The sequence below is a fragment of the Bacillus sp. FSL M7-1020 genome, from assembly GCF_038050415.1.
Lineage (GTDB): Bacteria > Bacillota > Bacilli > Bacillales > Bacillaceae_G > Bacillus_A > Bacillus_A toyonensis.
The window spans coordinates 2,850,413-2,862,650 of record NZ_JBBOTW010000001.1 but is presented as its reverse complement, the minus strand read 5'-3'; the positions used below and the strand labels follow the sequence as shown (position 1 = coordinate 2,862,650).

Below are 12,238 nucleotides of genomic sequence, written 5' to 3'. Positions count from 1 at the left end.
TAGTTGCAGTGAAATCTAATAGGGGGATTTAATATGAGCATTAAAGTAATAAGAGCAACAGGGATAATGGGCGGAGCAGCAAGAGTTGCAGTAAAGGTAGATAACGAAGTAGTAATGAAACTTGAGAATAACGAAGAATATACGTTTCCTTTTGAATTAGATGAAGCGAATATTAAAGTAAAACAATTTTTTTTTGGAAGTAAAGAAAAGAAAGTAAAGGATGGCGACATAGTAGAAATTAAGATAAATAGTATCGCCATGCTATTACTGATGGTGTCAATGATGGCTGTTTTATTAGGTTCATCAATTGGTATAAATATTGTTGTTTTTGGTGTAATAGGAGCATTAGTTACGTTAGTATACGGATTGAATAACTGGTTTAGTTTAGAGGTTAAATAATTATTGTATATATATTTATTTCAGTTGATTTACTATACATGAAATGAAAATATTTTTAAGCGGGAAATGGGGAGAATCAGTATGAAGAAAATGGTTGTAATATCTAGTTTGGCTCTAATAGTAGGTTTAACAACTGGTTGTAGCAGTGAAAAAACAAGTGGACCTAAAACAGTATCTGTAAAAAAAGAAAAAGAGTTAGTAGCGAAGGATATTTTTAAAAAAGCAGCTGACGGATTAAAACAAGAGGAATATCTTACATTGACATCTCTTATGTCAATGAAGGGGAGCAGCCAATCAGAAGAGATTAAAATGAAAATACAGATGGAGCCGAAACTGAAGAATTCTAGAGCTGAAATGAAAATAAGTGGTACAGATATTGTAACGTATGAAGTAGATGGAAAGGTCGCTGCTCAAGTGAAAAACCCTGATACAGGAGAGTTAGTTACAATACCTAATGATCAATTTAATGTAAATGATGTAATGGTCAGTAAAAATTTACTGAATGAGTTAGATTTACCGGAAGCTTTGGCTAAGAAAATGAAAGCAAAGAAGGATGGGGACACATATAAACTTACACTTGAATTAAAAGGAAAAGAAGCAGTAGATACGTTACAAAAAATTAATGGAGATATGAAAAAATTAACGGAAGGGTTTAATATGGATGCTTTTAACATTGAATATATAATAACAAAAGATTATAAATTTGAAGAGATGCGAACAACTATAAAAGTGAGTGAAAGTAACGCAGATAAAAAAGCTAGTACAGATAAGGAAAAGTTGGATGCAGTTGTGAGTATAAAGATTGATTCATATGAAAAGTTTGATTCAATTAAGTTACCAGAAGGGATTCAATAATTTCAATTGTAAAAGGATAAAAAAGAGCGGAAATCCGCTCTTTTTTATTTATCTTACTATTTTCAGGAGAATTATATGAATAATGCTTTTATTAATGAAAACTTCATGTAATTTTTTCTGGAATATATGTGAAACATTGTATAAAATAATCAAGAAAGTCAAAAATTATAGGGGGAAAGTTGTGAAGAAAAATAAGAGTTTAATAAGTTTTTTAGGAGTGTTTATTATGTTGTTTTCTTTTTGTTTTCAAGGAAACGTACAGGCAGATGTAAATACTGTTCAACCTGGAAAAATAAAATCAGGAAACGTAACGGTATGGGAAGTTGGAAATGTAGCGAAAGTGTTAGCTGATGTAGAGCGCTTAAATTTAAATACAGTAAATGTACCGATTCAAGTAGATATTCCGAATGTGACTTCTACTAACATGGTAATTAATCAGGCGCAAAAGAAACAGGCTATCATTTTAATTCAAGAATTATTAAAGCGTAATATTCAAGTTATAGTGGAACCGTTCCCATATATTCAGCAGGGGAATGTTGGAGAAACAGAATGGAATCCAAGTAATATTAATGATTTCTTCTGGAATTGGAAAACGGTTATTCTACAAGATATTTTTAATTCTATTACAAGTAAATACAATGTGTATGGACTAAAGATTGCTTCTAATTTCGTTAATATGGAATATGCAGAAGGATATTGGAACGATACGATTAATTTTGTCCGTCAGCAGTATAAAGGAAATGTTTTGTATCAAATGAACTGGTGGTTAACAGCAAGCTGGGACCCTTCGTATGAAGCGAAGTTTAAAGAGAAAATAAATCGTCCGTATTTAAAAAAGGTGGATATTGTTAGTATCGATAGTTGGTTTGAAGTTTCAGGAAAAAGGAATCCATCATACGAAGAAGTGAAGCAAAGTTTATTCGCGACAACAGTATATAATCGTGGACAAAATGTTGTTCAACAACTGGAACAATTACATAATGCAACAGGAAAGCCAGTTTATTTTGGTGGATTTAACGTACCAGCGCGTGAACTAGGACTACAAAATCCATGGAATCCAGATGTTTCAAATGTATTTTCAAAAGATGTACAATTAAATGGCTGGCGCGCTTACCGAGATGTATTAGAACCGAAACCATATTTTAAAGGTTTTTCAATTTGGTTTATTGGCTCTAATGATAGTACACATGCGTATCAAATACATAGTAAAGAAGCAGAGGCAGTTATTAACGGATGGTATCGAAAATAAATTTTATAAAATAGGTAAGTTTTGAAGTTTCCTACATATATTTCTAGTGAAAGGCCTTTCACCATCTTATCACCTAGGGGGCAATCATAATGAAATTTTTGTCTTACCTTACAGTAATTTTGGTGATTCTTGGCGGTTTGAATTGGTTGTTTGTAGCGTTAGATTACAATGTAGTTGAGAAATGGTTTGGTTCTATGCCGGCGCTTGTGGACACTATTTATTGGCTCTTTGGTCTTTCTGCTATTTATCAAATTTTTGATCGGTTCTTTACGGACAATTAGCTATTATTCTTCTATTATTAAAGTGTTAAGTACGATTATGTACTTAACACTTTTTTATATGTTTACATATAGTATGCACGTGCAAGCGATTCCATCGCGTCTTGAGACATAATAATAGAAAAGAAATTGACCGTATATTGTATTGTGGGTTATAATTCAGAAAGTTTAAAAAATAACAAAATGAGAAATAGGGAGGTCATCCGGGTGATGGAGAGAGTGTATAATTTTTCTGCAGGACCATCAATACTCCCTTTGCCAGTTTTAGAGAAGGTGCAAAAGGAGCTTTTAAATTATAACGGGACAGGCATGTCTATTATGGAAATGAGTCATCGATCTTCTTGTTTTCAAAGTATTATTGATGAAGCGAGTAGCCTGCTTCGTGAATTAATGAACATTCCTGATGGGTATGAAGTTTTACTTTTACAGGGCGGTGCATCATTACAATTTTCTATGATACCGTTAAATATAATGAATACGTACAAAAAAGCAGGTTATGTACTGACTGGCTCATGGTCTAAAAAGGCACTGCAAGAAGCAGAAAAAGTAGGGGAAGTACAAGTGATTGCTTCTTCTGAACAAGAGAAGTTTACTACGATTCCTAAATTGGATGGTTTACTCGGTAATGAAAAACTAGATTATGTACATATAACAACGAATAATACAATTGAGGGGACAAAATATGTGGATATTCCACATCTCGAAGAAGTGCCGCTAGTTGCGGATATGTCCTCAAATATTTTATCAGAACGATATGATGTTACGAAGTTTGGCCTCATATATGCGGGAGCACAAAAGAATTTAGGGCCAGCGGGCTTAACGATTGCTATTATAAAAAAAGATTTAATTGGCGGGGCAGATTGCTCTTGTCCTACAATGTTAAACTATGAAACTTATAGTAAAAATAACTCCTTATATAATACACCGCCATCCTTTAGTATTTACGTAACGAAGCTTGTACTAGAGTGGTTAAAAGAACAAGGCGGGGTATCTGCGATTGAAGAACAAAATAGAATGAAATCGTCACTTCTTTATCATTTCTTAGATGAATCTAAATTGTTTACTTCACCAGTTGATCCTACGTATCGATCACTTATGAACATTCCGTTTACAACACCGTCAGAAGAATTAAATAATCAGTTTTTACAAAAAGCGAAGGAACGCGGGTTCGTTACGTTAAAAGGACATCGTTCAGTAGGTGGCATGCGCGCTAGTATTTACAATGCGATGCCAGTGGAAGGTGTACAGCAATTAGTAGATTATATGAAAGAATTTGAGCTTGAAAATAGATAGGGAGATGGGGATATGTTTCGTGTTCAAACGTTAAATCAAATTGCAGAAAAAGGTTTGCAAGTTCTTGGCGGAGAGCGCTATGAAGTAGGGGATAGAATGGATCATCCAGACGGCATTTTACTTCGCAGCTATTCTTTACATCAAGAAGAGTTTTCAAAAGATTTAAAGGCGATTGCAAGAGCTGGTGCGGGTGTAAATAATATTCCTGTCGATCGATGTACGGAAAAGGGAATTGTAGTATTTAACACGCCAGGGGCTAATGCGAATGCCGTAAAGGAACTTATTATCGCAAGTCTTATTATGTCTTCACGTAACATTATTAATGGGGTAAGCTGGACGAAAAATCTAGAGGGTGAAGAAGTACCTCAGCTTGTTGAATCAGGGAAAAAACGATTTGTTGGATCAGAAATTGCGGGGAAACGTCTAGGGGTTATTGGCCTTGGTGCAATTGGTGCTTTAGTCGCGAATGATGCGCTAGCTTTAGGAATGGACGTTGTCGGATATGATCCTTACATTTCAGTTGAAACAGCTTGGCGCCTTTCTACACATGTGCAAAGAGCGTTTAGCCTAGATGAAATTTTTGCAACGTGTGATTATATTACACTTCATATTCCTCTTACGAATCAAACGAAGGGGCTTATTGGTGAACATGCTATAGAGACGATGAAAAAAGGAATACGTCTATTCAATTTCTCAAGAGGGGAACTTGTAGATGAAAATGTTCTTCAAAAAGCATTAGAAGAAGATGTTATTACACATTACGTAACGGATTTCCCGAATGAAAATGTGATTAAGATGAAAAATGTAACAGCGACGCCCCATCTTGGTGCATCTACATCTGAATCGGAAGAAAATTGTGCAGTAATGGCTGCACGTCAATTACGTGAATATTTAGAGACAGGAAATATTCGTAATTCAGTCAACTATCCTAACGTAGAACTTCCGTATATCGGAAAGAAACGTATTACAATTATGCACCAAAACGTTCCGAACATGGTAGGACAAATTACAGGATGTTTAGCAGAACATCATATAAATATTGCGGATATGATTAATCGTAGTAAACATTCTTGGGCGTATACAATGATTGATATTGATAACGGAATTGATGATATAATTAAAGAGAATGTTGTGGAAAATATAAGCAAAATTTCAGGTGTTGTAGCCGTTCGAATGATTGTGTAAAGGAGAGAGGAAGTTGGCAAAAATCCGACCGTTTCGGGCCATTCGTCCAGTAGAAGAAAAAGCAGCACAAGTTGCGGCTTTACCGTATGACGTATTAAATAGTGAAGAGGCAAGAGAAGTTGTAAAAGGCAATCCGTATTCTTTCTTACACGTTGATAAAGCAGAAATCGATTTAGATCCGGCATTTTCACCGTACGATGATCGCGTATATGAAAAAGCGGGTGAAAATTTAAAGCAATTTATACGAGAAGAAGTGTTCATTCAAGATGAGGAGCCAGCATTATACATTTATGAGCTGACGATGCAAGGAAGAACGCAGTCAGGACTTGTCGTTTGTACATCTATTGATGAGTATGATGATGATACAATTAAAAAACACGAAAGAACGCGTCATGAAAAAGAATTAGATCGCATCCGTCACGTTGATGTGTGTGATGCAAATACGGGCCCTATCTTTTTAACGTACCGTACAAAAGATGAAGTGAAACGTTTCATTAGCAGCTGGAAAGAAGAACATGCGCCAATTTATACATTTACAGCAGAAGATGGTGTTGAGCATGTTGCTTGGAAGGTTGCAGATGAAAGTGTAATTGTCACTTTAGTAAACGCATTTGAAGATATTCCGAACTTGTACATTGCAGATGGACATCATCGCTCTGCATCAGCAGCAAAAGTAGGACTTATGCGAAGAGAACAAAATCCGAATTATACAGGAGAAGAGGAATTTAATTTCTTCTTATCCGTTCTATTCCCTCACGATGAATTATCAATTTGGGACTATAACCGAGTTGTGAAAGATTTAAATGGCTTATCAGAGGAACAGTTTTTAAAGCAAATTACGCAGTATTTTTATGTAGAAGAAGCAAATGTTTCTCCGTATAAACCGAATGAGCCGAAAACATTTGGTATGTATATAAACGAGAAGTGGTATAAGCTCACTGTGAAAGAGGAAACGTTTGATGCGAACGATCTTGTGAAAGGTTTAGATGTGTCTATTCTGCAAGACCATCTATTAAGCCAAGTACTTGAAATACATGATCCGCGATCTGATTCACGCGTCGATTTTGTAGGCGGAATACGCGGGTTAGAAGAACTAGAGCGCCTTGTGAACAGCGGTGCATATAAAGCAGCGTTCTCATTATATCCAACGTCAATGGAAGATTTATTAGCAATCGCAGACGCTGGGGAAGTCATGCCGCCAAAATCGACGTGGTTTGAACCGAAACTGCGCAGTGGGTTGTTTGTACATTCTTTAAAGTAAATATAGACTTCTTTAGATTGAAAAACCGAAATGATTTTTAGTTTCGGTTTTTCTTATTTTAAAAGTGTTTTCGAGGAGGGGTATCAATGAAATTGCAAGTAGGCGAAAAAATCACCTTTGAGCGAACGTTTACAAGAGAAGATGTTGTTTTATTTACAGAGGTATCTAAGGATGAGGGAGTTCATCATGTTACACCTGATGAACAAGGGCGATTTGTTGTACAAGGACTTTTAACATCAACACTGCCTACGAAAGTTGGCGGTGATTATAACGTATTAGCTCGCAAGATGGATTTTGAATTTTTACGTCCCGTTTTTAGTGGGGATACGATTCGATGTGACGTAACAATTGAAAAATTTGAACCCGATGAAAAAAATCGTACGAAGATTATTGCGATGTTTACATGTATGAATCAACTTGAAAAAGAAGTATTGAAGGGGAGTTTTTCAGGGATTATTCTTTAATTGGTAGGAGAAGTAATGAATAAGTGGGAGCCCATGCCTCTCAGGCTTAGAGTTTTAATTCCCACCCATAACGAAAATTTTATGTATTATACTCTGTTCTTTTCTTAACGATTAGAAAATAGTTGGATAAGCTCGTCAATAAAAAGGACATTCTTAGTATTACAAGAAATGTCCTTTCCACTAAATTATAGGGTATTTTGCTAAATTTCAAATTCTAAAATTAGTTTACTAGTTTGACCTGTAAACTGATAGTTATAGGACCCTCTCAGACTTTCTAAGTTACCGGTAGCTTTAATAATTGTTCCTGGGGAATCTAAATTTCCTTTATCAAATATTCCTTGCTCTATAGCTGTAAATGTTCCTTGTTGCCCCTTATAAATTCCTTCAAAGTGTAAAAATCCAGAAATTTTAGCAGTAGCCAAGTGACCATCATTTATATTTGAGTCTAAATAATATAATAAGTATTCAACAAAAGCTTTTCCTTTTAATTCCCCATCAATATCATATTCAACATGGGCAATATTAATAGGGAAATCTTTTCTAGTATCATCAATTGGTTTTTCATCCCATTTCCTTACTGTAAATGTTACTTCCATACACGTAAATCCCCCTTTATCATTAGATAAGTAATCTCCATATCATTTAAAAAGTAACAATTCACAGTCATATCTCATAGGAGTGTTTTTATTGATTTGAGTCCTGCCATATCGCTATCAAGCTAATAAAATAAAAATACGCTAGGATCAGGAAAACATAATTATAAAACTTATGGCTTTACTTATTGAAAGTTTCACTCCACTCCACTTTCCAAAATAGAGAAAGATCCATTTTCACAATCAATTTCTGCCATCGCACCGTAAGGTAAAATAAACTTCGGTTCAGTATGGCCAAAATTTAAATTATAAAGAATCGGCAAATCTTCTAAATTATTTTCCTTCATAATCTTAAGTATTGCCTGTTTATATTCTTCATAATATGTTTCGTCTTTCGGTTTACCGAAGATGATTCCCTTTGCTTTTTGCAGAATGCCTTGCGCTGCATAATTTCGCAACCAATACTTTATATAATTTGGTTCTGGATGTTCTTCAGATGTTTCAAAGAATAGAATACTATTCTCCCAATGCTTTTTCTCAGGCCAAAGTTCCGTTCCTTTTACGAATTCCAATACTTCAATACAACCACCAATTAAACGCCCTCGTACAGTCCTAGATCCTTGAAGGACCTCATATCCGTTGTTTTGCTGCATCGTACGTCTTGTATCCTTATTTATTTCTATCCATTCTAAACGCTCACTCGTCCATTCGTTAGCTGGTTGAATTTCACCAATAATCTCATTTGAAAAGAGAGTTCGATTCACTGTTTCAATCGTATATGAATCCATCTCTATATTTTCAGCAAAATCGGTTAAGATTGCTGGACCGTAAAAAGAGGAAATTCCTGCTTTATGACAAAATAAGTGTGACACGGTATCGTCAGAGTACCCCATAAAGATTTTCGGATTTTCACGTATCACATTAAAATCAATATAAGGTAGTAAACGGATACTATCTTCGCCACCAATATTCGTAATAATTGCTTTAACACGCGTATCTTTAAATGCTGTCATTAAATCTTCCGCACGAGCCCCTGGATTGTTATAAAGGTATTCGCTACCTTTTAAACTATTTGGCATTGGGATAACTGTAAGCCCGAATACTTCTTCTAATCTCTTTACTCCTTGCTCATAACGCCATCTTAGCTTAGAATCACCCGCTCCTCCCCATGAAGCACTTACTGTTGCTACAATATCTCCTGCCTGTAATCTGTTTGGTTTTATTAACATATGAACTCCGCCTCTACATAATGTAATGAACTACGATTATACAAACCGTAGCATTGAAAAATATGATGCATGACAGTAGTTTCTTCATCATCAATCCGTTTACCTGCTGTTATTCAAGAATTTAGCAGTAGTGCTGAATATAGGAATAGTCGATTAATATTTGAAAATTACAGTATGCAACATTGCATGAGAAAAGTGGTTGTTATTTCTACAACCTGTAACTATAATGATTACAGGTTGGTCGTAGCCAATCAAACAAATAAAATCATCATGAATGGAGATGTACATAATGGGTATGAAAAAAATAATTTTAGCAGGTGCTTTAGGTATCGCAGCATTATCAGGAACGAATGTACCAGGATTAGAAGTAACAAAAGCAAGTGCAGCTTCTATCGAATCGAATTTCTCGACGTTAGAAGGACGCGTAGTGGAAGTAGATAACGGTGTAATTATTGTGAAATCTAAGCAATATGAGGAACCTGTTAGTGTGTATATGGATTCACTTTCAAACGTGAAAGTAGGAGACGAAGTAAAAGCGACTGGATCTATGATGCGTAATTTTACAGAATATATGGTTGCAACTGCATTTGAAAATACAACAAACAAGTTAGGTATGCACATGAAAGAAGATGGCTCACCTGATTATGTAATTGGCGAAGTATCAAAAATAGGAACGATGGAAGATGAGGGAGACGGTTCTACTAAGTATGTCGTAGTTGAGTATCCATCACTAAATGGGAAGAAAGATAGTATTGACGTTTTCTTAACAAAGGGACAAGTATTTCATACTGGTGAGAAAGTAAAAATTGATATGAAGTTTGTAGGATGGGGCGGAAGTTCTATTAACTGGAACACAACGGACAACATTGAAAAAGTTCATGAGGTAAAGAGCGACGTTGAAAATAATGATGATGTTTGGATTTGGTCTTAATTAGACGCTTGTAAATAACAAATGTATCATGCAGTACCCATCGAATCATCATATGTATGATAATTCGATGGGTACTTTTTTGTTTTATGTTTTTTTGAGAATACTGGATTTCCGATTAGAATATGATGTTAACACTGGAGCGAAGGTTAAAAATACAATATTGAAAGAGGTGTTTAAGGGTGGAGCGAGATGATGTTTATTTACGAGCTAAAAAAAGAATGGAGAATTTAAAAGCATTTTACATTCATTTAACGGTTTATATACTAGTGAACTTAATGCTTTTTATTATAAATATAAGTTCTGATTCAAGTAAATTATGGTTTTTATATCCACTTGCAGGTTGGGGGATTGGTATCGTTATACACGGATTGACGACTTTTCCATTTGGGATATTCGGAAAAGAGTGGGAAGAACGAAAGATTAAAGAATATATGGAGAAAGATAAGTAAATTTATTTCTGGAATTTATGAATATAAAATCTCATATAAATCTCTATGATTACACGCTTGAGGCGAAGTCTATTCTATAGCTTCGCCTATTTGCTTTGTATTTGAAGTTTGTGCGAGTGAGAGTGTTCATATACATTTTTTAGGGTGAACTGCATGTGAAATCAAAACTTTATTTGTAGTACATAATAAATACAGTTATTTTACTTTTTAAATTACATGTGGATATAGGATAAAGTTGATTTATTACCCTATATTAAAATAAAAATAAACCACTGTTCGATTTGAATATTCCACGATATAATGGTGAGAGTTTATAGCAGAATAAATATTTACATAAGAAGTGAGGTACTGTATGAAAAAAAGAACGACAGACATTATTTTTATTATTATTGGTGCATTTCTTTTTGCGTTAGGTGTCAATTTGTTTGTTATCCCGAACGAGTTTGGTGAGGGCGGGGTAACAGGTATCACGATTATTACGTACTATTTATTTGAGTGGTCACCAGGTTTAGTCAACTTAATTTTAAATGCGATTTTGTTAATAGCTGGTTATAAATTTTTAAACAAGATCACAACAATTTATACGATTATCGCTGTAGTTACGAACTCGCTATTTCTTCATTTAACAGAAGGTTGGACGATTGCTTCTGATGAAATGCTCGTAAATGCCATTTTCGGAGGAATATTTATTGGGTGCGGGATTGGCCTTATTATTCGCGTTGGCGGAACAACTGCAGGTACTACTATCTTAGCAAGGATGACGCATAAATATTTAGGATGGAGCATTAGCTATGGTTTACTGTTCTTCGATTTAATTGTTGCGTTTTCATCTTATTTCATCATTGGTGCAGAAAAACTGATGATAACAATTATTATGCTATATGTAGCAACGAAAGTGATGGAGTTTGTAATTGAAGGTTTAAATCCGAAGAAAGCCATTACGATTATTTCTGATAACCCGAATGAAATTGCCGGGAAGGTAACTACCTTAATGGGCAGAGGGGTTACTGTGTACTCAGGTCATGGCTATTACACGAAAACTCCGAAGGAAATTCTTTATGTTGTTATTAATAAGCAAGAAGTAGTGAAGCTAAAACGGATTGTTCAAACTACAGATCCGGCTGCGTTCATCGCTATACACGATGTTCGTGATGTGTTCGGAGAAGGATTTGTTGATATTTCTAAAGCATAGAAATTACTTTTCATTAAAATAATCTTAATACTAAAACGTAAGAATTTATTTTGAATAATCTTTTTTCAAAATAGATTCTTTTTTATTTATCTTAAAATGTTGGTTTGTTTTTCTTTTTCTTGCAAAAAATCCAATTGTTTCTTAATGTAAGGATGTAGAAGGATGAACGAGAGAGGGTTTAATGAAGATGATACATATTTTATTAGCTGATGATGATAAGCATATTAGAGAATTATTGCATTACCATTTACAAAAAGAGGGGTTTAAAGTTTTTGAAGCGGAAGATGGAAAGGTAGCGCAAGACGTTTTAGAGAAGGAAAATATTCATCTTGCGATAGTAGACATTATGATGCCGTTTGTTGATGGCTATACGTTATGTGAAGAAATCCGGAAGTATCATGATATACCGGTTATTTTATTAACTGCGAAAGATCAGTTAGTTGATAAAGAAAAAGGATTCATTTCTGGTACGGACGATTATATTGTAAAACCGTTTGAGCCAGCTGAAGTCATTTTTCGAATGAAAGCTTTGTTGCGCCGTTATCAAATGTTGAGTGCAGACATTATTACACTTCACGGGACGACAATTGATCGTAAAGGTGTTGAAGTAAAGTGTAACGGTCAAACGATTTTGCTTCCGCTGAAGGAATTTGAATTATTATCGCAATTAGCTAGTTATCCTGGAAGAACATTTTCAAGAGAAGAGTTAATTGAATTAGTATGGGGAATGGATTTCGAAGGGGACGAACGAACGGTTGACGTTCATGTGAAGAGACTACGAGATCGTTTCTCAAAAAGAACAGATGATTTTCAAATTACGACAGTGCGCGGACTCGGCTATAAGTTGGAGTTGAAATAAA

At 34.8% G+C, this 12,238-nt stretch carries 14 protein-coding genes; 12 read left to right on the top strand and 2 right to left on the bottom strand.

Going from position 1 to position 12,238, the window contains the following annotated elements; all coding sequences use genetic code 11:
- Positions 1–33 precede the first annotated feature (33 nt).
- From MHB70_RS14550 to MHB70_RS14515, 8 genes are all read left to right on the top strand, one after another.
- The gene (locus MHB70_RS14550; protein ID WP_000025017.1) at positions 34–399 is read left to right on the top strand and encodes a hypothetical protein; all 366 of its coding nucleotides are present in this window, start codon (positions 34–36) and stop codon (positions 397–399) included.
- Positions 400–480: 81 nt separating this feature from the next.
- Positions 481–1,254 carry a DUF6612 family protein gene (locus MHB70_RS14545; protein WP_000738997.1) on the top strand — a complete coding sequence of 258 codons (774 nt, stop codon included), beginning with the start codon at positions 481–483 and terminating at the stop codon, positions 1,252–1,254.
- Between the two features lie 181 nt (positions 1,255–1,435).
- Positions 1,436–2,503 carry a glycoside hydrolase family 113 gene (locus MHB70_RS14540; protein ID WP_000739752.1) on the top strand — a complete coding sequence of 356 codons (1,068 nt, stop codon included), beginning with the start codon at positions 1,436–1,438 and terminating at the stop codon, positions 2,501–2,503.
- Between the two features lie 89 nt (positions 2,504–2,592).
- The gene (locus tag MHB70_RS14535; RefSeq protein WP_000670800.1) at positions 2,593–2,784 is read left to right on the top strand and encodes a DUF378 domain-containing protein; all 192 of its coding nucleotides are present in this window, start codon (positions 2,593–2,595) and stop codon (positions 2,782–2,784) included.
- Positions 2,785–2,991: 207 nt separating this feature from the next.
- Positions 2,992–4,074 carry a 3-phosphoserine/phosphohydroxythreonine transaminase gene (serC, locus tag MHB70_RS14530; RefSeq protein ID WP_053445828.1) on the top strand — a complete coding sequence of 361 codons (1,083 nt, stop codon included), beginning with the start codon at positions 2,992–2,994 and terminating at the stop codon, positions 4,072–4,074.
- A gap of 12 nt (positions 4,075–4,086) precedes the next feature.
- A complete protein-coding gene (locus MHB70_RS14525; protein ID WP_061530661.1) occupies positions 4,087–5,259 on the top strand; it encodes a 3-phosphoglycerate dehydrogenase family protein in 1,173 nt (390 codons plus the stop codon).
- 13 nt (positions 5,260–5,272) lie between these two features.
- On the top strand, positions 5,273–6,520 hold the full coding sequence (locus MHB70_RS14520) for a DUF1015 domain-containing protein (protein WP_061530660.1): 1,248 nt from the start codon (positions 5,273–5,275) through the stop codon (positions 6,518–6,520).
- 86 nt (positions 6,521–6,606) lie between these two features.
- Complete coding sequence (locus tag MHB70_RS14515; RefSeq protein ID WP_000776365.1) at positions 6,607–6,984, top strand: enoyl-CoA hydratase; 378 nt, start codon at positions 6,607–6,609, stop codon at positions 6,982–6,984.
- Between the two features lie 200 nt (positions 6,985–7,184).
- On the opposite strand, the gene MHB70_RS14510 is transcribed toward MHB70_RS14515, so the two are convergent.
- Entirely contained in the window at positions 7,185–7,580 is a 396-nt protein-coding gene (locus MHB70_RS14510; RefSeq protein ID WP_000454076.1) for a DUF3224 domain-containing protein, read from the bottom strand.
- A 194-nt stretch (positions 7,581–7,774) separates the two neighbouring features.
- Positions 7,775–8,806 (bottom strand): S66 family peptidase, encoded by a 1,032-nt coding sequence (locus MHB70_RS14505; protein WP_000905883.1) that lies wholly within the window; start codon positions 8,804–8,806, stop codon positions 7,775–7,777.
- 289 nt (positions 8,807–9,095) lie between these two features.
- On the opposite strand from MHB70_RS14505, the gene MHB70_RS14500 reads away from it, so the two are divergent.
- The 4 genes from MHB70_RS14500 to MHB70_RS14485 all read left to right on the top strand — a co-directional run bounded on the left by MHB70_RS14500 (position 9,096) and on the right by MHB70_RS14485 (position 12,237).
- Positions 9,096–9,737, top strand: coding sequence for an ATP F0F1 synthase subunit alpha (locus tag MHB70_RS14500; protein ID WP_061530659.1), 642 nt, complete (start codon positions 9,096–9,098; stop codon positions 9,735–9,737).
- Between the two features lie 179 nt (positions 9,738–9,916).
- Positions 9,917–10,186, top strand: a complete 270-nt coding sequence (locus MHB70_RS14495) for a 2TM domain-containing protein (RefSeq protein WP_000438987.1) — start codon at positions 9,917–9,919, stop codon at positions 10,184–10,186.
- A 352-nt stretch (positions 10,187–10,538) separates the two neighbouring features.
- Positions 10,539–11,378 (top strand): YitT family protein, encoded by an 840-nt coding sequence (locus MHB70_RS14490; RefSeq protein ID WP_000747488.1) that lies wholly within the window; start codon positions 10,539–10,541, stop codon positions 11,376–11,378.
- A gap of 181 nt (positions 11,379–11,559) precedes the next feature.
- Complete coding sequence (locus MHB70_RS14485) at positions 11,560–12,237, top strand: response regulator transcription factor (RefSeq protein WP_000781961.1); 678 nt, start codon at positions 11,560–11,562, stop codon at positions 12,235–12,237.
- Position 12,238: the final 1 nt, after the last annotated feature.